The organism is Streptomyces mobaraensis NBRC 13819 = DSM 40847, from assembly GCF_017916255.1.
Classification (GTDB): Bacteria; Actinomycetota; Actinomycetes; order Streptomycetales; family Streptomycetaceae; genus Streptomyces; species Streptomyces mobaraensis.
Window position 1 is genome coordinate 5,225,564 of record NZ_CP072827.1, and the last position, 26,487, is coordinate 5,252,050.

Annotated in this window: 16 protein-coding genes; 7 read left to right on the top strand and 9 right to left on the bottom strand. The window is 72.6% G+C overall.

Going from position 1 to position 26,487, the window contains the following annotated elements; all coding sequences use genetic code 11:
• Positions 1–165: 165 nt before the first annotated feature.
• From treS to J7W19_RS22645, 3 genes are all read right to left on the bottom strand, one after another.
• Positions 166–1,887: a maltose alpha-D-glucosyltransferase gene (gene treS, locus J7W19_RS22635; protein WP_004946447.1), complete on the bottom strand. Its 1,722-nt coding sequence runs from the start codon at positions 1,885–1,887 to the stop codon at positions 166–168.
• Positions 1,884–3,887 (bottom strand): alpha-1,4-glucan--maltose-1-phosphate maltosyltransferase, encoded by a 2,004-nt coding sequence (locus J7W19_RS22640; protein ID WP_004946444.1) that lies wholly within the window; start codon positions 3,885–3,887, stop codon positions 1,884–1,886. Before J7W19_RS22640 ends, treS begins: the two co-directional genes overlap by 4 nt.
• Before the next feature lie 527 nt (positions 3,888–4,414).
• Positions 4,415–5,347, bottom strand: coding sequence for a helix-turn-helix domain-containing protein (locus J7W19_RS22645; RefSeq protein ID WP_004946440.1), 933 nt, complete (start codon positions 5,345–5,347; stop codon positions 4,415–4,417).
• 248 nt (positions 5,348–5,595) lie between these two features.
• Between J7W19_RS22645 and glgP the strand changes: the two genes are divergently transcribed.
• Entirely contained in the window at positions 5,596–8,223 is a 2,628-nt protein-coding gene (gene glgP, locus J7W19_RS22650; protein ID WP_004946437.1) for an alpha-glucan family phosphorylase, read from the top strand.
• Positions 8,224–8,284: 61 nt separating this feature from the next.
• On the opposite strand, the gene J7W19_RS22655 is transcribed toward glgP, so the two are convergent.
• From J7W19_RS22655 to glgX, 5 genes are all read right to left on the bottom strand, one after another.
• Entirely contained in the window at positions 8,285–9,841 is a 1,557-nt protein-coding gene (locus tag J7W19_RS22655; protein ID WP_004946435.1) for a M4 family metallopeptidase, read from the bottom strand.
• Between the two features lie 309 nt (positions 9,842–10,150).
• Positions 10,151–12,433 carry a M4 family metallopeptidase gene (locus J7W19_RS22660; RefSeq protein WP_004946433.1) on the bottom strand — a complete coding sequence of 761 codons (2,283 nt, stop codon included), beginning with the start codon at positions 12,431–12,433 and terminating at the stop codon, positions 10,151–10,153.
• A gap of 1,114 nt (positions 12,434–13,547) precedes the next feature.
• A complete protein-coding gene (locus tag J7W19_RS22665) occupies positions 13,548–15,437 on the bottom strand; it encodes an ABC transporter ATP-binding protein (protein WP_004954219.1) in 1,890 nt (629 codons plus the stop codon).
• Positions 15,434–17,521 carry an ABC transporter ATP-binding protein gene (locus J7W19_RS22670; protein WP_004954222.1) on the bottom strand — a complete coding sequence of 696 codons (2,088 nt, stop codon included), beginning with the start codon at positions 17,519–17,521 and terminating at the stop codon, positions 15,434–15,436. The genes J7W19_RS22665 and J7W19_RS22670 overlap by 4 nt, the downstream gene beginning before the upstream one ends.
• Positions 17,522–17,572: 51 nt before the next feature.
• A complete protein-coding gene (glgX, locus tag J7W19_RS22675; RefSeq protein WP_004954225.1) occupies positions 17,573–19,930 on the bottom strand; it encodes a glycogen debranching protein GlgX in 2,358 nt (785 codons plus the stop codon).
• Between the two features lie 214 nt (positions 19,931–20,144).
• On the opposite strand from glgX, the gene J7W19_RS22680 reads away from it, so the two are divergent.
• The 6 genes from J7W19_RS22680 (at position 20,145) to J7W19_RS22705 (ending at position 26,074) form a co-directional block, all read left to right on the top strand.
• On the top strand, positions 20,145–21,410 hold the full coding sequence (locus tag J7W19_RS22680) for a L,D-transpeptidase (protein WP_004954228.1): 1,266 nt from the start codon (positions 20,145–20,147) through the stop codon (positions 21,408–21,410).
• A gap of 165 nt (positions 21,411–21,575) precedes the next feature.
• On the top strand, positions 21,576–22,820 hold the full coding sequence (locus J7W19_RS22685; RefSeq protein WP_040892491.1) for a L,D-transpeptidase: 1,245 nt from the start codon (positions 21,576–21,578) through the stop codon (positions 22,818–22,820).
• A gap of 81 nt (positions 22,821–22,901) precedes the next feature.
• Positions 22,902–23,669, top strand: coding sequence for an enoyl-CoA hydratase/isomerase family protein (locus J7W19_RS22690; protein ID WP_004954233.1), 768 nt, complete (start codon positions 22,902–22,904; stop codon positions 23,667–23,669).
• Positions 23,670–24,008: 339 nt separating this feature from the next.
• Entirely contained in the window at positions 24,009–24,512 is a 504-nt protein-coding gene (locus J7W19_RS22695; RefSeq protein ID WP_004954236.1) for an ATP-binding protein, read from the top strand.
• A 465-nt stretch (positions 24,513–24,977) separates the two neighbouring features.
• A complete protein-coding gene (locus J7W19_RS22700) occupies positions 24,978–25,799 on the top strand; it encodes an N-acetylmuramoyl-L-alanine amidase (RefSeq protein WP_004954239.1) in 822 nt (273 codons plus the stop codon).
• 59 nt (positions 25,800–25,858) lie between these two features.
• A complete protein-coding gene (locus J7W19_RS22705; RefSeq protein ID WP_004954243.1) occupies positions 25,859–26,074 on the top strand; it encodes an EF-hand domain-containing protein in 216 nt (71 codons plus the stop codon).
• Positions 26,075–26,105: 31 nt separating this feature from the next.
• Here J7W19_RS22705 and J7W19_RS22710 read toward each other — a convergent pair whose 3' ends face one another.
• Positions 26,106–26,414: a hypothetical protein gene (locus J7W19_RS22710; RefSeq protein ID WP_004955900.1), complete on the bottom strand. Its 309-nt coding sequence runs from the start codon at positions 26,412–26,414 to the stop codon at positions 26,106–26,108.
• Positions 26,415–26,487 lie beyond the last annotated feature (73 nt).

The following is a 26,487-nucleotide window of genomic DNA, read 5'->3' on the forward strand; positions in this document are numbered from 1 at the left end:
GCTCCCGCCGAAGGCGGCGGGAGTGTCCGGCCAGGATCGTCCGTACGGTCAGCGCGTGCCCTGCCGGAACCGTTCGATCCGGGCCGGTCTGTGCGTAGTAGTGAGGGTGCCCGGGGCGGGGGCGGGAAAACCGGGTCCGCGACCCGCTCCCGCCCCGCGCGTCGGTCACCCGGGCTGGTGGCCCCCCGCCGGCGCGTTGCGGCGCAGCCGGAACCAGTAGAAGCCGTGCCCCGCCAGGGTCAGCAGGTACGGCAGCTCCCCGATGGCCGGGAAGCGGACGCCGCCGATCAGCTCCACCGGGTGCCGCCCGTTGAAGGTCCGCAGGTCCAGTTCGGTCGGCTGTGCGAAGCGGGAGAAGTTGTTCACGCACAGGACCAGGTCGTCCTGGTACTCCCGCAGGAACGCCAGCACCGCCGGGTTGCTCGACTGGAGCTCGGTGTACGAGCCGAGCCCGAACGCCACGTTCTGCTTCCGGATCTCGATCATCCGGCGGGTCCAGTGCAGCAGCGACGACGGACTGCTCATCGCCGCCTCGACGTTGGTGACCTGGTACCCGTAGACCGGGTCCATGATCGTCGGGAGGAACAGCCGGCCCGGGTCGCAGGAGGAGAAACCCGCGTTGCGGTCCGGCGTCCACTGCATCGGGGTCCGGACGCCGTCCCGGTCGCCGAGCCAGATGTTGTCGCCCATGCCGATCTCGTCCCCGTAGTAGAGGATCGGCGAGCCGGGCAGCGACAGCAGCAGCGCGGTGAACAGCTCGATCTGGTTGCGGTCGTTGTCCAGCAGCGGGGCCAGCCGGCGCCGGATGCCGATGTTGGCGCGCATCCGGGGGTCCTTGGCGTACTCCGCGTACATGTAGTCGCGTTCCTCGTCCGTCACCATCTCGAGGGTCAGCTCGTCGTGGTTGCGGAGGAAGATGCCCCACTGGCAGCGCGAGGGGATGGCCGGGGTCTTGGCCAGGACTTCGGAGACCGGGTAGCGGGACTCGCGGCGGACGGCCATGAAGATCCGCGGCATCACCGGGAAGTGGAACGCCATGTGGCACTCGTCGCCGCCCTTGGCGTAGTCGCCGAAGTAGTCGACGACGTCCTCCGGCCACTGGTTGGCCTCGGCCAGCAGCACGGTGTCCGGGTAGTGGGCGTCGATCTCGGCGCGGACCCGCTTCAGGAACGCGTGCGACTGCGGCAGGTTCTCGCAGTTGGTGCCCTCCTGCGCGAACAGGTACGGCACCGCGTCCAGCCGGAACCCGTCGATGCCCAGGTCCAGCCAGAACCGCAGGGCCGCCAGGATCTCCTCCTGGACCGCCGGGTTCTCGTAGTTGAGGTCCGGCTGGTGGGAGAAGAACCGGTGCCAGTAGTACTGCTTGCGGACCGGGTCGAAGGTCCAGTTGGACGTCTCGGTGTCGATGAAGATGATCCGCGCGTCCTGGTACTGCTTGTCGTCGTCGGCCCACATGTAGTAGTCGCCGTACGGCCCGTCCGGATCGGTGCGGGACTGCTGGAACCAGTCGTGCTGATCGCTCGTATGGTTCATGACAAAGTCGATGATGACGCGCATGCCGCGCTGGTGCGCGGCGTCCACGAACTCGACGAAGTCCGCCAGGTCACCGAACTCCGGCAGGACGGAGGTGTAGTCCGAGACGTCGTAGCCGCCGTCCCGCAGCGGGGACTGGAAGAACGGCGGCAGCCAGAGGCAGTCGACGCCCAGCCACTGCAGGTAGTCCAGCTTGGCCGTCAGCCCTTTGAGGTCCCCGATGCCGTCGCCGTCGCTGTCCTGGAAGGAACGCACGAGGACCTCGTAGAACACCGCGCGCTTGAACCAGTCGGGATCCCGGTCCTTGGCGGGGGTGTCCTCGAACGTGTCCGGTACGGGCTCGTTGACGATCATGGTGTGGGTGACCCTCCGATCGGTGAGGACGGTCGCAGCGAGAACACGTGCGCGGGCGCGATCGCACGGCCCGGCTCCAGGCGCACATAGTTGTCCCTGCCCCAGTGGTAGGTCTCGCCGGTGAGCTCGTCGCGCACCGGGAAGGTCTCGTGCCAGTCGAGGCCGAGCTCCGGCATGTCCAACGAGACCGTGGCCTCCTGGGTGTGGTGGGGGTCGAGGTTGACGACCGTCACCACGCAGTCTCCGCCCGGGCCGGCACAGCGCTTGGAGTACGCGATGACGGCGTCGTTGTCCACGTGGTGGAAGCGGAGGTTGCGCAGGCGCCGCAGAGCCGGGTGCCGCCTTCGCAGCCGGTTGAGCACGGTGATCAGGGGAGCCAGGCTGCGCCCCGCGCGCTCGGCCGACTCCCAGTCGCGCGGCCGCAGTTGGTACTTCTCCGAGTCCAGGTACTCCTCGCTGCCGGGCTGGGCCGGGACGTTCTCGCACAGCTCGTAGCCGGCGTAGACGCCCCAGGACGGGGAGAGGGTGGCGGCGAGCACGGCCCGGATCTCGAACGCCGCGCGGCCGCCCTCCTGGAGGTAGGCGTGCAGGATGTCAGGGGTGTTGACGAAGAGGTTGGGGCGCATCACGGCAGCGGAGTCACGGGACAGCTCGGTGAGGTAATCGGTGAGCTCCTGCTTGGAGTTGCGCCAGGTGAAGTAGGTGTACGACTGCTGGAAGCCGACCGCCGCGAGGGTGCGCATCATCGCGGGCCGGGTGAACGCCTCGGCCAGGAAGATCACATCGGGGTCCGTGCGGCCGATGTCCGCGATGACCTTCTCCCAGAAGGCGACCGGCTTGGTGTGCGGGTTGTCCACCCGGAAGATCCGCACCCCGCGGTCCATCCAGAACCGCAGCAGCCGCAGCGTCTCCCGCACCAGCCCGTCGAAGTCCGCGTCGAACGCCAGCGGGTAGATGTCCTGGTACTTCTTGGGCGGGTTCTCGGCGTACGCGATCGAGCCGTCCGCGCGGTGGTGGAACCACTCCGGGTGCTTCTCCACCCAGGGGTGGTCGGGGGAGCACTGGAGGGCGAAGTCCAGCGCCACCTCCATCCGCAGCTCGCGGGCCGTGGCCACGAAGTGGTCGAAGTCCTCGAAGGTGCCGAGGTCCGGGTGGATCGCGTCGTGCCCCCCGTCGGCCGAGCCGATCGCCCAGGGGCTGCCCACGTCGTACGGGCCCGCGCTCAGCGCGTTGTTGGGACCCTTGCGGAAGGCGGTGCCGATGGGGTGGACGGGCGGCAGGTAGACGACGTCGAAGCCCATCCGGGCGACGGCCGGCAGCCGCTGGGCCGCCGTCCGGAACGTCCCGCTCACCGGTGGCCCGGCCGCCGTCACCACCGCACCCTCCGAGCGCGGGAACAGCTCGTACCACGAGCCGTACAGCGCCCGTTCCCGCTCCACCAGCAGCGGCAGCGGCCGGGTGGAGGTGACCAGTTCGCGCAGCGGGTGGGCGGCCAGGGCGGCCGAGACGGCCGGGGTCAGCGCGGCGGCGAGCCGGTCGGCCACCGGGCGCTCGGTGTCGCGCAGCGCGTCGACCGCGGCCAGCACCGCCTCCCGGCCCTCGCTCTTGGGCACGCCGCCGGCCGCCCGCTCGTACAGCCGGGCGCCCTCCTCCAGCACCAACTCGGTGTCGATGCCCGCCGGGATCTTGATCCGGGCCGCGTGCCGCCAGGTGGTCACCGGGTCGCTCCACGCCTCGACCGCGTACGTCCAGCGGCCCTCCGCGTCCGGGGTGACCTCGGCGCCCCACCGGTCGGTGCCCGGGGCGAGCTCCCGCATCGGCGTCCACGGCCCCGACCGGCCGGCCGCGTCCCGCAGTACCACGTTGGCACCCACCGCGTCATGGCCTTCTCGGAAAACCGTAGCGGTGACCCCGAAGGACTCGCCGACCACTGCCTTCGCCGGTCTGCGGCCGCAGTCCACGAGCGGGGCGAGGTCCAGGACGGGGATGCGACCGATCATGGAATCACCTGGGGTTCGAGGGGAAACCGGAGAAGTGCCCGGTTGCCGACGGGTGCTGACGGGAGGTCTGGCGCGTTCCGTTCTTTCTATCCGCTGCCCCGACGGCCGGGAGAACGCGGGCAGGGCTGCACCTGTCCGCATTCACCCGGCCGGGCGCCGGAAAACCTGCGAAAACCTGACGAGCGGGAAGTGCGGAAATACCGAGGGGGTCGACCTGGGGGCGAGTGGACGGGGGCGCGGGGTCCCCGCACCGATGGAGCTTTCCCACCGGACCCTGGCGGACATGCCCGCACCGCCCGGTCTACCGGTGCGTAGTTCCCCTGGCACCGCCCGGGGAGGGCGGCGGGGCCTCCGTCACTCGTAGGGAGTCTCCCCGCTGGGCCGACCGTGTGCAATGTGACGACCGGGTGCCGCCGACGGCCGGATGGGGGAACGCCGCGCCCGCCCGGCGTTCGAAGGTCGTAGCGACTTCCGGCCTTGGAACGTCCTGGTGTAGGCGTGGCGTATTTCCGCCTCGTACCAGAACATCAGCGCACGGTCGGCCCCTGGCGGTCGTGTTCCACGCGCGGGGCGACGGCGCCCTCGGGCCCCGGTGCGCCGGCCGGCTCCAGCGTCGTTGCCAGCAGCCGCAGCCCCGCCTCCGACGGACTCCCCGGCTCCGCGCTGAACGTCAGCAGCGCCTGCCTGGGACCGTCCGCCACCGGCACCCGCAGCAGCTCGAACGTCAGCGTCAGCGGGCCCACCAGCGGGTGGTGGAACTCCTTGGTGCCCGAGACGCAGGCCCGCACCGGGTGCCGGGCCCACAGGGAAGCGAACTCCGGGCTCTTCATGGTCAGTTCCCCGATCAGCTCGGCCAGCGCCGGGTCGTCCGGGTGCTCGCCCGCGGCCAGCCGCAGCGCCGACACCGCCCGCCGCGACTCCAGGTCCCAGCGCGGGTAGAGGTCCCGTACGTGCGGGTCGAGGAAGAGCATCCGCTGCGTGTTGGGGCGCGCGGCGGCGCGGTGCGGGACGTCGGCGGCCAGGTGGCCGGCGGTCAGCGCGTGGCCCAGCGGGTTCCAGTCGAGCACGTCGTAGCGGTGGTTCAGGACGAGGGCGGGGATCCCGTCCAGGGCCGCGACCAGTCGCCGCACCCCGGGCCGCACCCGCGCGGGCCGGCCGGCGGCGGCGCGCGGCGCGGGACGGCCGGGACGCGCCAGGTTCCTCAGGTGCGCGTGCTCGTCCGGGCTCAGCCGCAGGGCCCGCGCCAGCGCGTCCAGCACCGCGTCCGAGGCGTTCACGGACTGCCCCTGCTCCAGCCGGGTGTAGTACGCGGTGCTCACCCCCGCCAGCAGCGCCAGCTCCTCGCGGCGCAGCCCGGGCACCCGGCGCTGTCCCCCGTAGGTGGTCAGCCCGACGTCCTCGGGCCGCAGCGCGGCGCGGCGGGTGCGCAGGAATTCGCCCAGGGCGGCAGGAGTGTCCATGGGGCCAGTCAACCGCGCCCGCGCGGGCGCTGCCTGCCCCTGCCAGGGTCAGGGAGGGCGGCCCTGACGCGCACCGGTGGCCGGGACCCCGTCGGCCCGCCTCCGGGGGAAGCCCGCGCGCCACCGATCGAGAGGCGGCGTCCGGCCGGAGCCCATCGGCGCGCCTCCGGGGGAAGCGACTCGGGCAGAAGGAGGCACTTGGCGTCTTGAGCCGCGACCGCGGCCCCCGCGCCGCTACCGTCGTCCCCGTGAAGGCCATTCGTCGATTCAGCGTGCGCCCCGTCCTTCCGGAGCCCCTACGACCGCTCAGCGAGCTGGCGCGCAATCTGCGCTGGTCCTGGCATCCCGAGACCCGTGAGCTGTTCCAGACCCTCGACCCCGAGGGCTGGCGGGCGGCCGGCGGCGATCCGCTGCGGCTGCTCGGCGCCGTGCCGGCCGCCCGGCTGACCGCCCTCGCCGACGACCGCCGCTTCCGCAGGCGGCTCGCCGCGGCCGCCGACGACCTGCACGACTACCTCACCGGCGCCCGGTGGTACCAGGAGCAGCCGCCCGGACTGCCCGCCGCCGTCGCCTACTTCTCGCCCGAGTTCGGCATCACCGCCGCCCTCCCGCAGTACAGCGGCGGCCTCGGCATCCTCGCCGGCGACCACCTGAAGTCCGCCAGCGACCTGGGCGTCCCGCTGATCGGCGTGGGACTGCTCTACCGGCACGGCTACTTCCGGCAGTCCCTCTCCCGCGAGGGCTGGCAGCAGGAGCACTACCCGCTGCTGGACCCCAACGAGCTCCCGCTGTCCCTCCTCCGCGAGGCCGACGGCACGCCCGCCACGGTCGCCCTGGCGCTGCCCGGCGGCCGGTCGCTGCGCGCCCACGTCTGGAAGGCCGAGGTCGGCCGGGTGCCGCTGCTGCTCCTCGACTCCGACGTCGAGGAGAACGCGCCGGGCGAACGCGACGTGACCGACCGCCTCTACGGCGGTGGCAGCGAGCACCGGCTGCTCCAGGAGATGCTGCTGGGCATCGGCGGCGTCCGCGCGGTCCGCGCCTACTGCCGGCTCACCGGCCACCCGGCCCCCGAGGTGTTCCACACCAACGAGGGCCACGCCGGCTTCCTCGGTCTCGAACGCATCCGCGAACTCAGCGCGGGAGGGCTGGACTTCGACGCCGCCCTGGAGAGCGTCCGGGCCGGTGCCGTGTTCACCACCCACACCCCCGTCCCCGCGGGCATCGACCGCTTCGACCGCGAGCTCGTCGCCCGGCACTTCGCCGACGGCGCCGAGCTGCCCGGCATCGACGTCGACAGAGTGCTGCGGCTCGGCGCGGAGGACTACCCCGGCGGCGACCCGGCCCTGTTCAACATGGCCGTGATGGGACTGCGGCTGGCGCAGCGCGCCAACGGCGTCTCCGTCCTGCACGGGGAGGTCAGCCGGCGGATGTTCGCGGGCCTGTGGCCGGGGTTCGACGACACCGAGGTGCCGATCACCTCGATCACCAACGGCGTCCACGCGCCCACCTGGGTCGCCCCCGAGGTCTTCCGGCTCGGCGCCCGCCGGATCGGCGTCGCCCGCGCGGAGGACGCGCTCACCCTCGGCGGCAGCGAGCGCTGGGACTCGGTGGCCGACATCTCCGACGCGGACGTCTGGGAGCTCCGCCGCACCCTGCGCGAGCAGCTGGTGGAGGAGGTCCGCGAGCGGTTGCGCGCCTCCTGGCGGGAGCGCGGCGCGGGCACGGCCGAGCTCGGCTGGATCGACGGCGTCCTCGACCCGGACGTGCTGACCATCGGCTTCGCCCGCCGCGTCCCGTCGTACAAGCGGCTCACCCTGATGCTCAGGGACCGCGAGCGGCTCACCCGGCTGCTGCTCGACCCGGAACGGCCGATCCAGATCGTCGTCGCGGGCAAGGCCCACCCGGCCGACGACAGCGGCAAGCGGCTGGTCCAGGAGCTCGTCCGGTTCGCCGACGACCCGCGGGTCCGGCACCGCGTCGTCTTCCTGCCGGACTACGGCATGGCCATGGCCCAGAAGCTCTACCCCGGCTGCGACGTCTGGCTCAACAACCCGCTCCGCCCGCTGGAGGCGTGCGGCACCTCCGGCATGAAGGCGGCCCTCAACGGCTGCCTCAACCTCAGCGTCCTGGACGGCTGGTGGGACGAGTGGTACGAGCCCGACTTCGGCTGGGCCATCCCCACCGCCGACGGCTCGGCCACCGACGAGGAGCGCCGCGACGACCTGGAGGCCGCCGCCCTCTACGGCCTGCTGGAGGAGCGCGTCGCGCCCCGCTTCTACGACCGCGGGCCCGACGGGCTGCCCGGCCGCTGGATCGAGATGGTCCGCTCCACGCTGGGCTCGCTCGGGCCCAAGGTCCTCGCCGGCCGGATGGTCCGGGAGTACGTGGAGCGGCTCTACGGCCCGGCCGCCGAGGCGCAGCGGGCCCTGACCCCCGACGCGGCGCGCGAACTGGCCGCCTGGAAGGCCCGGGTGCGGGCCGCCTGGCCGGCGGTGGCCGTGGACCATGTGGAGGCCGCCGCCGACGGGCCCCTCGACGGCACCGCCGAGCTGGGCTCGACCGTCACCCTGCGGGTGACCGTCACCCTCGGCGACCTCGATCCGGCGGACGTCGAGGTGCAGGCCCTGGCCGGCCGGGTGGACGCCGCCGACCGGCTCACCGGCGCGGCGGCCGTGCCGCTGAAACCGGCCGGCACCTCGGCCCTCGACGGCCGCCGCCTCTACGAGGGCCCGCTCACCTTCGACCGCACGGGCCCCTTCGGCTACACGGTTCGCATCCTCCCCAGCCATCGCCTGCTCGCCGACGGCGCCGAGATGGGCCTCGTCGCCGTCCCGCCGGAGGCTTCCGGGGAGGCGGCGGGGGTGCTGATGCGCTGAACGCGCCGGGGCCGGCCGGGCGGGGCGTCGCCCCTGCCCCGGCCGGCCCCGGAACCCGCGTTTACTTGACGTTGACGCCGTCCCACGCCGCCTGGACCGTCTTGTACTGCTTGCTCTTGGTGCCGAACATGTCCCGGGCCGCCTTCAGGGTCGCGGAACGCGCGCCCTTGTAGTCGGTGTTGGTGGTCATGTACACCGTGAGCGCCTTGTACCAGAGCTTCTCGGCGGCGCCGCGGCCGATGCCGTTGACCTTGATGCCACCCCAGGTCGGGCTGTTGTACTTGACGCCGTTGATCGTCTTGGCGCCGCTGCCCTCGGCCAGCAGGTAGAAGAAGTGGTTGGCCACGCCGGACGAGTAGTGCACGTCCAGGTCGCCGAGGTCCTTGCGCCAGTAGTCGGCCGAGCGGCCGTCCTTGCTGGGCTTGTCCATGTAGCGGAGCGGCTTGCCCAGCTTCTCGCCGATGAGGTAGTCGCCCTTGTCCTGGCCGTTGCGGGCGTAGAACTCGACGGCGGTACCGAAGATGTCGGAGGTGGCCTCGTTCAGGCCGCCGGACTCGCCCTCGTAGCGGAGGCGGGCGGTGGCGGAGGTGACGCCGTGGGTCATCTCGTGGCCCGCGACGTCGAGGGAGGTCAGCGGCGCCTTGTTGCCCTTGCCGTCGCCGTAGACCATGCAGAAGCACTCGTCCGACCAGAAGGCGTTGTTGTAGCCGTTGCCGTAGTGGACGAAGGAGTTGGCGGCCTTGCCGTTGCCCTTGATGCCCTTGCGGCCCAGGACGTTCTTGTAGTAGTCCCAGGTCATCGCGGCGCCGTACTGGGCGTCCACGGCGGCGGTCTGGGCCATGCTCTGCTTGCCGTTGCCCCAGACGTCGCGGGTGTTGCTGAAGGCCGGGAAGGACTCGCCGGACTTCTTGTTCTGGGCGTGGAAGGTCGTGTGACCGCCGCGCTGGCCGTCCTTCATGTAGAACCGGCCGCCGGACTTCACGGAGTTCACCGGCACCTTGCCGTTGTACATGCCGGTGCCCGTGCCGGTGGCGATGGCCTGGAACTCGTCGAGCTTCTTGCCGGTGGTGGCGTCGGTGACGACGTGCAGCTCGCTGGGGGTGCCGTCGTGCTGGAGGCCGCCCACGACGGTCTCGTAGGCGAGGACGGGGGTGCCCTTGGCCGCCCAGACCACCTTGCGCGGGGCCTGGTTGCTGATGAACGCGCCGGCGCCCTCGTCCGCCGAGGCCAGCATCGCCTGGCGGCGCGCGGCGGGGGCGGAGATCTTCGCCTTGGTGGTGGGGACCTTGATGGCGGCCTCGACGGCCTTGGTGACGTCCTCGACCTTGCCCTGCTTGTCCTGGTGGACGACGAGGTCGCCGCCGAGCACCGGCAGGCCCTCGTAGGTGCGCTCGTACCGGGTGTGGACGGTGCCGTCCTCGTCGGTGACCGTGCCGCGCGGGACCAGCCGCTCCTTGCCGCTGAGGTGCAGGGCCTTGGCGGGGTCCTCCTGGCCGGCCGCCTGGGCCGGGGCCCCGGCGAAACCGGAGGCGAGGAGGGCCGCGGCGACGGTGGCCGCGCTCGCGGCGACGGCGGGGCGACGGGACCCGGAACGGGCTATTCGGGGCGTGTGACGCACGCATGCTCCTGGCAGGTGAGAGTAGAGCGGTCCGCGAGGGATCGCGGCCGAGCGTCAGTTTGATCGAACTTGCGTGCGTCCTGCCGGGAATATCGGGGCTGCTGTGGCAGCGGTTTGATAAAGATTCTTCGTTCGTTCAGGGAATTTCCGGGCGAAACGGGCGAATTGGCCATTCCGGTTGTGTTGGGGCGCCGGGTGACCCGGGCCGAGGGGGCACGACGAGAGGCGCCGCCCGGGGGAGTCGGTGCTCTCCCCGGGCGGCGCCCGGTCCTGCGGGGCGGGCCGTGCCCGGCCCTAGGGGGCCTGCTGTCAGAAGGTCAGCCGCCACTTGTCGATGGTGCCGGAGTCACCCGAGTACACGTCCTGGACCTTGAGCTTCCAGGTGCCGTTGGCGCTCACCGAGGAGGCGTCGACGGTGTACGTCTCGGAGACGTCCGCGGCGGAGTCCCAGGCGTCGGAGTTCTTGAGCCGCCAGGTCTTCCCGTTCGGGGCGACGAGGTCGATCGTCAGGTCACCGCGGTAGGTGTGGGTGATGTTCACGTCCACCTTGAGCGCGGAGGGGCCGTTGCCGCTCCGGGTGACGACGATCGGCGAGGTCACGGCCGCGCCCGCGTCCGGGATGGCCACCTGGGTGGTGTTCTCGAAGACGCTGCCGCCGCCGGTGGTGTTGACCGTCCACTTGAAGGAGGTGGAGCCGGTCTTGCCCGCGGAGTCCTTGACCGTCACCGTCACGTTGCTGGTGCCCGTGGTGGTGGGGGTGCCGGAGATCAGGCCGGTGGAGGCGTTGATCGACAGGCCGGCCGGCAGGCCGGTGGCCGAGTAGGTCAGCGCGCCGCTCGTCGAACCGGTGGCCTTGATCTGCAGGGAGACGGCCTGGTTCACGATGCTGGTCTGGTCGCCGGGGCTGGTGACCGAGACGCCGGAGGAGGCGCGGGGCCCGACGTTGATGGCGGCCCAGGCGTTGGCCACGTTGTTGTACGTGTCGCTGTTGACGCCGAACAGCTCGCCGGCCGCCCACAGGGTGGCGTCGCGGGCGCCCTTGTAGTCGGTGTTGGACTGCATGCGCTCGGTCAGCGCCTTGAACCAGATCTTCGCGGCGTTGTCCCGGCCGACGCCGGTGACGGGCAGGCCGTCGGAGGTCGGGCTGTCGTAGTGCACGCCGCCGATGTCCTTGGGGCCGCTGCCCTCGGAGGCCAGGTAGAACCAGTGGTTGGCCGGGCCGGACGAGTAGTGCACGTCGATGCCGCCGAGGCCGGAGTACCAGGCGTCCTTGGACGCCCCGTCCTTGCTGGGCTTGTCCATGTAGCGCAGCGGGGTGCCGTCGCCGTTGATGTTGATCTTCTCGCCGATGAGGTAGTCGCCCGGGTCGGCCGGGTTGTTGGCCCAGAACTCCACGGCGGTGGCCATCATGTCCGAGGTCGCCTCGTTGAGGCCGCCGGACTCACCGCTGTAGGTGAGGTTGGCGGTGGCGGAGGTGACGCCGTGGGTCATCTCGTGCGCCGCGACGTCGATCGAGGTCAGCGGGATGCCGTTGCCGTCGCCGTACGTCATGCAGAAGCAGCTGTCGTCCCAGAAGGCGTTGACGTAGTTGTTGCCGTAGTGGACGCGGCTGTACGCGCCGACGCCGTCGCCCCGGATGCCGTTGCGGCCGTGCACGTTCTTGTAGTAGTCCCAGGTGAGCTGGGCGCCGTAGTGCGCGTCCACACCGGCGGTGGCCGGGTCGGAGTTGGTCCCGTTGCCCCAGACGTCGTCGCTGTCGGTGAACAGGGTGCCGGTACCCGACGAACCGTGGTTCAGGTTGTACGTCTTGTGGCCGCCGCGCGTGGTGTCGTTCATCTGGTACGAGCTGCCGGACTTGGTGGTGCCGATCTGCACCTGGCCGCTGTGCTGGCTGTTGCCCGTGCCCTGCTTGACGCCCTGGAACTCGAAGAGCTTCTTCCCGGTCTTCGCGTCCGTGATGACGTGCAGCTGGCTGGGCGTGCCGTCGTCCTGGACGCCGCCCACGACGGTCTCGTAGGCGAGCACCGGCGTGCCCTTGGCCGCCCAGACCACCTTGCGCGGCGCCTTGTCGGCCTTGCCGGCCTTCGAGCCCTTGGCGCGCGCGGCCTTGACCGCGTCCTTCTCGGCGGCGGAGGCGGCGAGCGAGGGGGTCGTGCTGGCGACCGCGATGCGCTGCTTGGTGGCCTTCGCGGCGGTCTTGACCTGGCCGCTCCGGGTGGCGTCGACCACCAGGTCGCCGCCGAGGACCGGCAGGCCGTCGTAGGTGCGCTCGTACCGCGTGTGCAGGGTGCCGTTCTTGTCCTTGACGACGTCCTTGACGACGAGCTTCTCCTTGGCCCCGAGGCCCAGGTTCTTCGCCGTCTCCGCCTTGGTGGCGTTGGCGTCGCGTATCAGCTCGGCCCGCTGCGACGGGGTCAGCTTGACCGGCTCGGCGCCCGGATCGGGCTTGTGGATCGACTGCCGGGGGGCCGGGTGCGCGGCCTTGTCCTGCCCGGCGTTGGCCGAGGTCGTCTGGACGCCTACGGCGAGCATCGCGGTGACGGCGACGAGGGCGCCGGTCGCGACGGCGCGTCTCTGGGGGGTGGGTCTCACGCTGACTCCTTCTGCGGCGACCACGACCGGTGGGTGTGTGGCCGAATGGGCGACCGGCCGGCGTGGGGGCCGGCCGGCGGTTCACGGCAGAACCAGTGGAGAAGAGGAGGAAACGTCGGAATGCCGAGGAAAGCGGTGGGAGAGAGGGGGGTGAGGCTTCCGTGGGCCCGTGGCGTCCATGGCGTCCATGGGGTTCCGGGGCGGTACGGGAGCTTCGGTGCGGGTGCTTCGACGGTGAAGCCCCGACGGGGAGGCTTCGGCGGTGAAGCCTCGATGCGGAACGTCTCGCAGTGGGGGGTTCGCTGTGGGGAGTGCGGGGGGTGGGGGGTGTTCCGGCGCCGGTTGTGGTGAAGAGTGCCACCGCCCCCCGTCGTATGTCAGGGGCGCGTCAACAAGTTGGCCGGAAAATGTCCGTTGGCCAAAGATCGCTGTCCGAATAGCGGGCGGTATGCCGGGAGTTGGGCGGGGAAGGGGTGTCTGGGCCGCCGGGCCTGGCCGGAAGGGGCCTCGCCGGGCGGCCGGAACGCGACGGTCCGCCGCCCGCGGCCGGACGGCACGGAGTGCCGGCGGGTGGCCGGATACGGCCGCTCGGGGGCGGTGCCGCTCCGGAGGCCGTTTCAGGAGCCGTTCCGGTGCTCCGGCCCCCCCGGACCGATTCCCGTACGGGCCCGGGTCGTTGACCCGGCTACCGGCTACCGGCTACCGGCTACCGGCTACCGGCTACCGGCTACCGGCTACCGGCTACCGGCTACCGGCTACCGGCTACCGGCTACCGGCTACCGGCTACCGGCTACCGGCTACCGGCCCTGACTCTGGCTTCGACCGATTGCCCCGGCCCCGGCTCTGACTCCGGCCCTGACCGGTTACCACGGCCCCGGTTGTGGCTCTGGTTCCGGTCCTGGCTCTTCCCTGCCCTGGCCCTGGCCCTGGCCGTAGGGCGCGGCCCGGCCCGTGGCTCCGGTCCGGACCGGTCCCGGGCCCGGCCCGCTGGTCCCGGGCGGGCCCGCCGGTCCCGGGCGGGCCCGCCGGTCCCGGGCGGGCCCGCCGGTGGCTCCGCCGCGGCGCGGCGCGGGGCTGTCGGCCGCCCTTCCGCCGCGCGCCCCAGCGCGTGCCCTCACGCCAGGCTCTCCCGCCATGCCCGGTGCAGCTCCGCGAACTTCCCCGTTCCTGACGTCAGTTCGGCCGGAGTGCCGTCCTCCACCACACGCCCGTCGGCCATCACCAGCACCCGGTCGGCGATCTCGACGGTCGACAGCCGGTGCGCGATGACCACCGCCGTCCGGCCGCGCAGGACCGTGCGCATCGCGCGCTGGACGGCGCGCTCGCCGGGGATGTCGAGGGACGACGTGGCCTCGTCGAGGACGACGACGGCCGGGTCGGCGAGGAGGGCCCGGGCGAAGCCGACGAGTTGCCGCTGGCCGGCGGAGATGCGCCCGCCGCGCTTGCGGACGTCCGTGTCGTACCCGTCGGGCAGGGCGGTGATGAAGTCGTGGGCGCCGATGGCCTTGGCCGCCCGCTCGATGTCCGCGCGGGAGGCGTCGGGGCGGCCGACGGCGATGTTCTCGGCGACGGTTCCGGAGAACAGGAACGCCTCCTGCGTCACCATCACCACGTGCCGGCGCAGCTCCGCGCCGGACAGCTCGGTGAGGGGGACGCCGTCCAGCAGCACCCGCCCCTCCGTCGGGTCGTAGAACCGGGCCAGCAGTTTGGCCAGGGTGGACTTTCCGGCGCCCGTTGCGCCGACGACCGCCACCGTGCGGCCGGCGGCGAGGGTGAGGTCGAAGCGGGGCAGCACCTCGCCGCCGGTGCGGTAGGCGAAGCGCACGCCCTCGAAGACGACCTCGCGGCCCGGGTCGCCGGCGGGGCGGGCCGGCAGCGCGACGGGCCGCTCCGGCTCCGGGACGGTGGGCCGCTGGGCCAGCAGCCCGGCGGTCTTCTCCAGTGAGGCGGCGGCCGACTGGTAGGAGTTGAGGAACATGCCGATCTGGTCGACCGGATCGTAGAGCCGGCGCAGGTACAGCACCGCCGCCGCGAGGACACCCAGCTCCAGGCCGCCGGAGGCCACCCGGTAGGCGCTCCAGACCACGATCGCGGCCAGCGAGACGTTGCAGATCAGACGGGAGGTCATCACATAGCGGGCCATGCTGAGCATCGCGTCCGCGTTGGTCTCCCGGTGGGCCCGGTTGAGCTCGGCGAAGTGCTCCTCGTTGACGGCCTCCCGGCGGAACGCCTGCACCGGCCGGATGCCGTTCATCGTCTCCGCGAACTTCACGATGACGGCGGCGGTGGCCGTCGACTTGCGGCGGTGCACGGTCAGCGACCGGCGCCGGTAGCCCCGCATGACGAGGGCGAGCGGGACGAAGGACAGGGCCGCCGCCGCGCCCGTCCGCCAGTCCAGCCAGGCCAGGGTGGCGGAGACGAGGAGGACCGAGGCGGCGATGCCCATGAGCTCCTGGAGCCCGTCGTTGAGCAGTTCGCGGAGCGACTCGACGTCGGTGGTGGCCCGGGAGATCACCCGGCCCGAGGTGTAGCGCTCGTGGAAGTCGACGCTCAGCGTCTGCGCGTGCCGGAAGATGCGGCCGCGCAGGTCGAGCAGGGCGTCCTGGCCGACCCGGGCCGAGACCCGGACGAAGGCGAGCTGGAGCAGCCCGGAGGCCACGGCGCAGGCCAGATAGGCGGCGCCGACGGCGGCCAGTGGGCCGTAGCCGTCCCGGCGGACGGCCGGCACGGCCCGGTCGATGGCGACGGCGACGAGCAGCGGGCCGGCCTGCACCGCCGCCTGTTGGGCCAGCAACAGGAACACCGTGAGCCACACCCGCCCGCGGGCGGGCGCCAGCAGGGAGCGCAGCAGCTTCAGCGAGGCGCCCTTGGGGGCGGGCAGGACGTCCTGTGCGACGGGATCGTCGGCGGCGGGGCCCCGCGCTCTGCCGGCGGGTCCCTCGGTATCGCTCGCGGCGGCCGGGCGGGCGCCGGTGTCCCGCGGCCCGGAGACGGTGGAGGTCACGGTCGGTCGTCCCCTTCCTGACGATCCTCGTGCGGCTCCCGCCCGCCCTCGGGGGCGGACATCAGCCACGCGTACTCCCGGTTGTCGCGCAGGAGTCGGTGGTGGGTGCCGACGGCCGCGATGCGGCCTTCCGACAGCAGCGCGACCCGGTCGGCGAGCAGCACGGTGGACGGGCGGTGGGCGACGACGAGCGCGGTCGTGGTGGCGAGCACCTCGCGCAGCGCCCGTTCCACCTGGGCCTCGGTGTGCACGTCGAGCGCCGAGAGCGGGTCGTCGAGGATCAGGAACCGGGGGTCGCCGACCACGGCGCGGGCCAGGGCGAGGCGCTGGCGCTGCCCGCCGGAGAGGCTGAGGCCCTGCTCGCCGACCTGGGTGGCGGTGCCCTGCGGCAGCGCGTGGACGAAGCCGTCGGCCTGGGCCACCGCCAGTGCCCGCTCCAGCTCGGCGGGCCCGGCCGCGGCCCCGCCCATCAGCACGTTCTCCCCTACGGAGGCGCTGAACAGGGTGGGTTCCTCGAAGGCCACGGCCACCAGCTCGCGCAACCGTGCGCGGGGGAGCGTGGCGATGTCCAGGCCGTCGAGGGTGATGCGGCCGGCGGTGGCCTCGTGCAGCCGGGGGATCAGCGCGGTCAGGGTCGTCTTGCCGCTGCCGGTGGCTCCGACCAGGGCCATGGTTTCCCCGGGGCGGATGTGCAGGTCGACGCCGCGCAGCACGGGCGGCGCGTCCGGCGCCGCGTCGGGATACCGGAACTCGACCCCTTCCAGCCGCAGTCCGCCCCCGACGACCGCCTCCGCCTCCGGAGCGCTCACGGGCACGGACGCGCTCCTGACCGCGGGTGTATCCCGCGGCGCGGGCGCGTCCCCCGCCGTCGGCGCGCCCTCCGACGCGAGCACACCCTTACGCACCGGAGCGTCCCCCGCTGCCGCTGCCACGCTCTCCGTCGCAGGAGAACTCTCCGACGCGGGCGCGCTCTCCGCCACAGCCGTGCTCTCCGCCACAGCCGCGCTCTCCGACACGGGAGCGCCCCCGGACACCCGAGCACCTTCCGGCACCCGAGCACCCCCCGACGCGCAAGCGTCGCGCGGCACCGGCACGTCCAGTACCTCGAAGTAGCGGTCCGTCGCCGTCGCGGCCTCGTTGGACAGGGCCAGCAGGAAGCCGATCGACTCCACCGGCCAGCGCAGCGCCAGCGCCGTCGACAGGAACGCCACCAGGGCCCCCGCCGTCAGGCCGCCGTCGGCGACCTCCCGGACGCCCAGGACCAGCGCCGCGCCGATCGCCACCTCGGGCAGGATCATGATGACCGCCCACAGCGACCCCAGCAGCCGCGCCTTGTGCAGCTCCGTCGCGCGGACCCGGCCGGAGAGCGCCGCGAAGGCCCGCTGCTGCCCCCGGTGCCGGCCGAAGCCCTTGATGACCCGGATGCCGAGGACGCTCTCCTCCACCACCGTGGTCAGATCGCCGACCTGGTCCTGGGCGGTGCGGGCGGCCAGCGAGTAGCGCGCCTCGAAGGAGCGGCAGAGGATCACCAGCGGTATGACGGGGGCGAGCAGCACCAGCCCCAGCGTCCACCGCTGGAGCAGCAGGATCACGAACCCGGTGACGATCGTCAGGCCGTTGACGACGAGGAACGTCAGCGCGAACGCCAGGAAGATGCGCAGCAGCATCAGGTCGGTGGTCGCCCGGGAGAGCAACTGCCCGGACGCCCACCGGTCGTGGAAGGCGACGGGCAGCCGCTGAAGGTGCCGGTAGAGGGTGTCCCGCATGGTCGCCTCGACCTGCGCGAGCGGCCGGGCCACCAGGAGCCGGCGGAGCCCGAACAGGCCCGCCTCCAGCACGCCCAGCACGAGGATCGCCAGCCCGCCGAGCCACACCCCGTGCGGATCGTGGTCCGCGATCGGGCCGTCCACGGTCCACTTGAGGGCCAGCGGGATCACCAGGCTCATGGCCGAGGCGAACACCGCCATCACCACGCCGGCCAGCATCCGGCCGCGGGCCGGCCGCACGAACGGCCACAGGCGCAGCAGCGAGCGCACGGCGGAGCGGTGCGCCTCGGCTCCGGGTGCTTCACGGTTTCCGGTCATCAGTGGGGAGCCTACGACCCACCGCTGACAACGCTCACTCGGATTTCCGCCCTAGGCCGGAGGGCGTGCACCACCCTCCGTCCCGCCCCCGGTCACCCGTCCCGGCAGCACCTTCCACACCACAACGGACCGCGCTTCCACGGTTGTTGGGGCGCCCGCCGGCCGCCGCGCGCCGGGTGCGGCGCCCTGCTCCTCCCGGGCCGTGTCGACGAGCAGCTCGTACCCCTCCGCCCACGGCGGCCCGGGCAGCGTGAACCGGATCGGCTCGTCCCCGGCGTGCAGGACGACGAGGAAGCTGTCGTCCGTGACCGGTGTGCCGTCCGGCCCGCGCTGCGGGATGTCGCCGCCGGAGAGGTACATGCCGAGCGTGGCGGCGGGCGCGTACCAGTCGGACTCCGTCATCTCGGTGCCGCGCGCCGTGAACCAGGCGAGGTCCCGCAGCCCGTCCGACGACTGCGGCCGGCCGGAGTAGAAGGTGCGGCTGCGCAGCACGGGGTGGGTGCGGCGGAGCGCCAGCAGCCGGGAGGTCAGGTCGGCTAGGGCGCGCCAGCCCGGGTCCGCCAGCAGCGACCAGTCGACCCAGCCGGTCTCGTTGTCCTGGCAGTAGGCGTTGTTGTTGCCGCCCTGGGTGCGGCCCATCTCGTCGCCCGCGACGAGCATCGGCACCCCGGTGGAGAGCAGCAGCGTGGTCAGCAGGTTGCGCGTCTGCCGCCGGCGCAGGGCCAGCACGCCGGCGTCGTCCGTCGGGCCCTCCGCGCCGCAGTTCCAGGAGCGGTTGTCGTCGCTGCCGTCCCGGTTGCCCTCGCCGTTGGCCTCGTTGTGCTTCCGCTCGTAGCTCACCAGGTCGCGCAGGGTGAACCCGTCGTGCGCGGTGACGAAGTTGACGGAGGCGTACGGGCGCCGGCCGCCCCAGGCGTAGAGGTCGCTGGAGCCGGAGAGCCGGTAGCCCAGGTCCCGTACGTCCGGCAGGGCGCCGCGCCAGAAGTCCCGTACGGCGTCCCGGTAGCGGTCGTTCCACTCCGTCCACAGCGGCGGGAAGTGCCCCACCTGGTAGCCGCCGGAGCCGACGTCCCACGGCTCGGCGATCAGCTTGACCCGGCGCAGCACCGGGTCCTGGGCGATCACGGCGAGGAACGGCGAGAGCATGTCGACGTCGTGCATGGACCGCGCGAGCGCCGCCGCCAGGTCGAAGCGGAAGCCGTCGACGCCCATCTCCGTCACCCAGTACCGCAGCGAGTCGGTGATCAGCCGGAGCACGTTGGGCTGGACGACGTGCAGGGTGTTGCCGCAGCCGGTGTAGTCGGCGTAGCGGCGGGGGTCGTCCTGGAGCCGGTAGTAGCGGCGGTTGTCGACGCCGCGCAGTGAGAGCGTGGGCCCCAGCTCGCCGCCCTCGGCGGTGTGGTTGTAGACGACGTCGAGGATGACCTCGATCCCGGCCGCGTGCAGCGCCCGGACCATCCGCTTGAACTCGCCGACCTGCTGGCCGCGGGTCCCGGTGGCGGCGTACGCGGCGTGCGGCGCGAAGTAGCCGATGGAGTTGTAGCCCCAGTAGTTGCGCAGGCCGCGCCGGAGCAGGTGGTCCTCGTGGGCGAACTGGTGGACGGGCAGCAGCTCGACGGCCGTCACCCCGAGGCGGACCAGGTGGTCGAGCGCGGCCGGGTGCGCCAGCCCCGCGTAGGTGCCGCGCAGCGCCGGGGGCACGCCGGGGTGGCGCATGGTGAAGCCGCGGACGTGCAGCTCGTAGATGACGGTGTCGGCCCAGGCCGTCCCCGGCCGGTGGGCGCCGGCCGGGACGCCGTCGGGGGCGACGACCACGCCCTTGGGGACGTACGGGGCGGAGTCCCGCTCGTCGCGGACGGTGTCGGCGACGTGCTGCTGCGGCCAGTCCCTGACGTGCCCGTACAGCTCCGGCGGCAGCGGTCCCGAGCGGCCGGGCGGATGGCCGAAGTCGCCGTCGACGGCCCGGGCGCACGGGTCGAGCAGCAGTTTGGCCGGGTTCCAGCGGGCTCCCGTCCAGGGGTCCCACCGGCCGTGGACGCGGAAGCCGTAGCGCTGCCCGGGGAGCACGCCCGGCAGGAAGCCGTGCCATATCTCGTGCGTCAACTCGCTCAGGAAGTGCCGCGTTTCGCGCTGGCCGCCGGTGGCCGTGACGTCGGGGTCGTCGTCGAAGAGGCAGACCTCCACCGCCTCCGCGCCCCCCGCCCACAGGGCGAAGTTGGTCCCGGCGATCCCGTGGGCGCCGACGCCGAAGGAGGCGCCCAGCGGCTCGGGGGAGCCCGGCCACACCGCTCCCTCGGCGCCGTGGACCACCGGCCGCCCGTTGACGGCGGCGGTCGGTGCCCCCGTCGTCGGGGCCGCCGGTCCGGCCTGGGGGCGGCGCCCCGTCTCCTGCTCCGGTGTGCTCGACACGTGTTCGCCTCCGGCGGCTCTGGACGGCGCGCACCGGGCTCCCGGCGTCCCTTCCGGGGGTCCGGCGGTGCGGCCTCCGCCCCGCGACCCGGGGCTCCTTCGGGGTTTCCTTCCCACTCCTGCCCGGTTCCGCGCATGCGCTCACACGTGTGAGCGGGAGCGGCAAGCGAGTGCCGACACGTTTCCCGTGGGGAACCGGGTCGTTGGGACGGATGTGACAGGATTTGCCCTCCCGCGCGCCCTGCGCGGACTGTGCGCCCTCGCCGCCCTCGCCGCCCTCTGCGGCTGCGCCTCCGACGCCCCGCGAGCGGCGCGGCCGCACGCCCCGGTGTCGTCGCCGGCGGCGCCCTCGGACGACCCGCGGCCGGTCGCCGGGCTGATCCGGGTCACCCCGCGCGCCGGCGCCCGGGACGTGCGGGCCGCGGACCGGTTCGAGGTGCGGGTGCGTCAGGGGCGGCTGGAACGGGTGCGCGCGGTGCGGATCCGGGACGGCGTCCGGGCCCCGGTCGCGGGCCGGATCTCCGCCGACGGACGCCGCTGGCGGCCGGACGCCCACCGGGTCGCGCTCGCCGCCCGCTACACCGTGGACGTGGTGGCCCGGGACGCGGCGGGCCACCGGGCCACACAGCATTCGGAGTTCAGGACGTACGTCCCGGCGCACCGCTTCGCCGCGGCCGTCGCCCCCGCCCCCGGCGCCACGGTCGGCACGGGCATGATCGTCTCGCTCGCCTTCGACCGGCCGGTCGTCGACCGGGCCGCGGTCGAACGGGCCGTCCGGGTCACCGCGTGGCCGCGGACCGAGGTGGCCGGGCACTGGTTCGGCGCGTACCGGCTGGACTTCCGGCCGCGCCGGCGCTGGGCGCCCGGCTCCGTCGTCACCGTGGACCTGCGCCTGCGCGACGTCCGCGGGGCGCCCGGCGTCTACGGGCTCCAGCGCCGGAGCGTCGCCTTCCGGGTCGGCCGGGACCAGGTGAGCACCGTGGACGCCGCCACGCACACCATGACCGTGGTCCGCGGCGGCCGGACGCTGCGCACGGTGCCGGTCACCACGGGCGGCCCCGGCACCGAGACGTACAGCGGCCGGATGGTGATCAGCGAGAAGGCGCGGGTCATCCGGATGAACGGGGACACCGTCGGCTTCGGCGGCGCGTACGACATCAAGGACGTCCCGCACGCCATGCGGCTCACCGCCACGGGAACGTTCCTGCACGGCAACTACTGGGTCCCGGCCGGGACGTTCGGCGCCCGGAACGTCAGCCACGGCTGCATCGGGCTGCGCGACGCGGAGCACGGGAACGCCGCCACCCCGGCCGCCTGGTTCTACGGCGTCTCGCTCGTCGGCGACACCGTCGAAGTGATCAACTCCGGGCGCCGCCCGGTCCTCCCCGACAACGGGCTGGGTGGCTGGAACCTGACCTGGGAGGAGTGGCGCGCGGGCTCCGCACTGGGCCGTACGGCCACCCCGGCGGGGGCGGATTGACCCGGTCGGCACCCTATGCACCCCCGGTCGCGTGCCACTTGGAACGCAACGGTGACCTTCACGGGACCGGGCTGTCCGATCCGTATGGTTATCTATCGCCATGCGCGGAGGACGCGCTTCGGGGGCGCCGCGTGGCCGCGGGCCGTGCGATGAGGAGAAGACCGAGTGAACGTGTTGCCGCTGTCCGCGAGAGCCGCGGGGACGGGGACGAGGGGACGCCGGGGAGTGCTGTCCGCCCTGGTGCTGGCCGCGGTGATGACCGTGGCGACGGCGTGCGGAGGCGACGGGGACGGCTCGGACGCGGGCAAGAAGTCGGGCAAGAAGGTCAGCGCCGAGGGCCCGTCCCAGGCCGTGGTCTCGATCGCCGTCAAGGACGGCGCGACCGATGTGAAGACCAGCGGGGCCCTCAAGGTCACCGCCGAGCAGGGCAGCCTGACGTCGGTGAAGGTGACGGACGGCAAGGGCGGCCGAATAGAGGGGAAGATATCCCGCGGCGGGTCCCTCTGGGAGCCCGTCGCCCACCTGGCCGCCTCCACCAAGTACTCGGTGGACGCCATCGCCAAGGACAAGGACGGCCGCGAGTCCGCCAAGCACGCGTCGTTCACCACCCTCACCCCGCAGAACACCTTCGCCGGGTACTTCACCCCCGAGGACGGCAGCACCGTCGGCGTGGGCATGCCGGTCTCGCTCACCTTCAGCCGGGGCATCACCGACCCCAAGGCGGTGGAGCGGGCGGTCAAGGTGACCGCCGAGCCCGCCGTCGACGTCAAGCCGCACTGGTTCGGCAACGACCGCCTCGACTTCCGGCCGGAGAAGTACTGGGCGGCCGGCACCAAGGTCACCCTGAGCCTCAACCTCAACGGCGTCGAGGGCCGCCCCGGCGTCTACGGCACCCAGACCAAGACCGTGAAGTTCACCGTCGGCCGCTCCCAGGTGAGCACGGTGGACGCCAAGGCGCACACCATGAAGGTCGAGCGCGACGGCAAGGTCATCAAGACCGTCCCGATATCCGCGGGCGCCCCCGGCCACTCGACCTACAACGGTCAGATGGTGATCAGCGAGAAGTACGACGTGACCCGGATGAACGGCGACACGGTCGGCTTCGGCGGCGAGTACGACATCAAGGACGTGCCGCACGCGATGCGCCTGTCCACCTCCGGCACCTTCATCCACGGCAACTACTGGTCCGGCCACGACACCTTCGGCTCCGAGAACGCCAGCCACGGCTGCGTCGGCCTGGAGGACCAGCGGGGCGGCGGCGACCCCTCGATGCCCGGCGCCTGGTTCTTCAAGAACTCCATGATCGGCGACGTGGTCGTGGTGAAGAACTCCGACGACAAGGTGATCCAGCCGGAGAACGGCCTCAACGGCTGGAACCTGCCGTGGTCGGAGTGGACCAAGAGCAGCTGACCCCCGTTCACGAGCACGGCCCGGCGCACTGTGACCAAGTGCACCGGGCCGTCGCCGTTTCCCGGCGTCTAACCTGCTGCCATGACTGTGCATCTTGAGGTCGCGGAGGGCGTCGGCACCGTCCGGCTCGACCGTCCGCCGATGAACGCGCTGGACATCGCCACCCAGGACCGGCTGCGCGAGCTGGCCGAGGAGCTCACCCACCGCGCGGACGTGCGGGCCGTGGTGCTCTGGGGCGGGGAGAAGGTGTTCGCGGCCGGCGCGGACATCAAGGAGATGCGGGACATGGACCACGCGGCCATGATCGCCCGGTCCCGCTCGCTCCAGGACGCCTTCACCGCCGTCGCCCGCATCCCCAAGCCGGTGGTCGCCGCGGTCACCGGTTACGCGCTGGGCGGCGGCTGCGAGCTGGCGCTCTGCGCCGACTTCCGGATCGCCGCCGACAACGCCAAGCTCGGCCAGCCCGAGATCCTGCTCGGCCTGATCCCGGGCGCGGGCGGCACCCAGCGGCTGCCCCGGCTGATCGGCCCGTCCAAGGCCAAGGACCTCATCTTCACCGGCCGTCAGGTCAAGGCCGACGAGGCGCTGGCCATCGGCCTGGTGGACCGGGTGGTCCCGGCCGCCGAGGTGTACGAGCAGGCGCACGCCTGGGCGGCCCGGCTCGCCGCGGGACCCGCCATCGCCCTGCGGGCCGCGAAGGAGTCGGTGGACTCCGGCCTGGAGACCGACATCGACACCGGGCTGGCCATCGAACGCAACTGGTTCGCCGGGCTGTTCGCCACCGAGGACCGGGAGATCGGTATGCGCAGCTTTGTCGAGGACGGTCCGGGCAAGGCGAAGTTCGTCTGACGGCGGGCCACTTGTCGTGCCCTGGCGGGGTTTGGCCGGTACGGCAGGTGTTGACAGGGAGTGACCCCCTGGCCCGACCGCGAGTACACGGAGGATCGGGTTCCGGGGGTTGCCTCTTGTGGGGGAATTTCAAGGGCCTTGCGGACCCTTGGTGTTGACCGGGTCGGGCACCCCCGCCGATCTTTTGCGCATCCACGATCGCCGCAGGTCAGTCGTGGTGTGCGGGGGCGAATGAAGCCCCTGGCATATGTCGTCGCGGGCCCTCGGAGGGGGGCCTTCCGGAAAACCGAATCCGAAGGTTCCACTCCCGGACGGCTTTTCGGCCGCCATCATGGGGGCATGGCGGGTCTGGAGGGAACGGAGCAGCCGCGACGCGGAGTCGGTACGGCCGGGACGCGCTGGGCTCCGGCGGTTGACGACGAACTGGCGCTCAGGGCGCTCGAGCGGTACGGCGACCCCACGGTCCGTGAGATCCGGATGCCCTCCTGCCCGGAGTCCACGGTCGCGGTGCGGCGGCTCACCCGGGCGGTGATCGTCCACCACTGGGGGCTCTCCGAGCGGCTCGCCGAGCCGGCGGTGCTCCTCGTCTCGGAGCTCGTGGGCAACGCCGTCCGGCACACCGGAGCTCGGCACTTCGGGCTGCGGCTGGTCCGGCGCCGGGGCTGGATCCGCGCCGAGGTGCGCGACCCCTCGCGCGGGCTGCCGTGCCTGGTGCCGGTGGGGGAGCTGGACATCAGCGGACGCGGCCTGTTCCTCGTCGACCGGCTCGCCGACCGGTGGGGCGTGGACCTGCTGGCGCGGGGCAAGACGACGTGGTTCGAGATGCGGGTCGCCGACCGCTGAACGCGTTCCGCCGCAGGGCGTTGAAGATCGCCTTCCGCTTCCCCCGTTACGCCGAGAGGCCCCGGTCCGTCGTCTTGCGACGGGTGGGGGCCTCTTGCTGGCGCCGCGGAGAAGTGGGGTGTGTTCCGCGGCGTGGTGACGACCGAGCCCGGGTCAATGGGGGTCGTGGCCTCGACTATGGCAGACGGGGCGGTGCCCGGCCAAACCTCAATAGGGACGATTTGGGTCGGTTTGCGGGCGATTTCCCAAATGACTCTGGGTAATCGAAGGTGAGTTGCGCCACTCGCCTTCTTTTCCATGAATTAATCCGCCGAGTAACTTATGTATATGCGGCTGCACGGTAAATAGGTGCAGACCATTCCGGGGAACCTGAGGGGAATTCGGGGTGCGGCGGTGCTTGCGCCCTCCGGTCGCTGCGGGTGTCATGTCCCCGTCCGACGTTCCCTCGCACCTCCGGGAGGCCCCATGGACGCCGAGCCGTTGAACGACGTGCCGCCGAACGCCGTTCCGTCGGACTGCGCACCACCGAACGACGCGCCGCCGAACGCGGTTCCGTCGGACTCCGCGTCATCGGCAGCCGCGTCGGCGTCGTCGGGTGGCGCGTCGTCGGGTGGTGAGTCCCGGCCCGGTCCCGGCCCGGCCGGTGTGCGCCGCCGCCGCGCCCTCGGCGGTGCCGCCACGCTCCTCGGGGCGGCGGCCCTGGGAGCGGCCACCGCCTTCAGCGTCGGCCGCCCGGCCGCCTCCGCCGCCTCCCGGCCCCCGGAGTCGTACCCGCCCACCCACTGGATCCCGGCGAGCAGCGCCAACTACACGGTCTCCGGCCGCCCCGGCTCGTACCCCGTCGAGTACCTGGTGATCCATGTGACCCAGGAGACCTTCCCGGACACCGTGAAGATCTTCCAGGACCCGAAGTCCAAGGTCTCGGCGCACTATGCCGTCGCCTCCGCGGACGGCTACGTCGCCCAGTTCGTCCGCGAGCGGGACATCGCCTGGCACGCCGGCAACTGGAGCTACAACACCCGCAGCATCGGCATCGAGCACGAGGGCTGGATCGACCGGCCCGAGTACTTCACGGACGCGCTGTACCAGGCGTCCGCCCGGCTCGCCGCCGCCGTCTGCGCGCGCTACGGCATCCCCGCCGACCGCGACCACATCATCGGGCACATCGAGGTCCCCGGCTCCACGCACACCGATCCCGGCCCGTACTGGGACTGGGACCGCTACCTGCGACTCGTGACCGGCCACCTCACGGCGGGCGGGGCCGGGCGTCCCCCGGCGGGCGGCTAATCTGTGCCGGTCAACAAGCCCGCGACGCACGGTGCGCGGCAGATTCAGGGGAGGCCCACATGGCTGACATCGAGGAAGCGCGCAAGGTGTTCGCGCAGTTCGACGCGAACGGCGACGGTTTCATCACCGCGGCCGAGTACAAGAGCGCCATGGCCCGGCTCGGCGACCCGTACGTCACCGAGACCGTGGCCCAGGCGATCATCAACTCCAAGGACCTCAACGGCGACGGCCTGATGTCCTTCGACGAGTTCTGGGCCGCCCAGAACAAGGGCTGACCCGCGCCGCGGGCCCGGCGGCCCGGGCGGGTCAGCGCCCGCCCCGCCGCTGGGCGCCCGCCCGGCGCCGCGCGTCGTTGCACAGCAGGCAGCGGCCCCAGCCCGGGGGCAGCGGATCCTCCTTGTCCCCGTACAGCGGGTCCACCGCGCCCTTGGGATGCAGCGAGCATCCCGTCGCGCCGTGCGCGGCCCCCAGGGCACGGGCCGCGTCCAGCGCCCGGCGCAGGGCGTCGACGATCTGCCCCGCCTCCTCGGCGGTGGGCTGGGACTCCAGGGCGTACGCGATGTCCGAAGCGGTGTTGAGCGCGCTGTGGAGTTCGCGCAGGTCTGCGTAACTCATGCTCGCGAGCGTACGCGGTACCACTGACAACGGGCCGGGGCGGCGGACTCCGGCGCCGTTCCGGCCTCCGTAC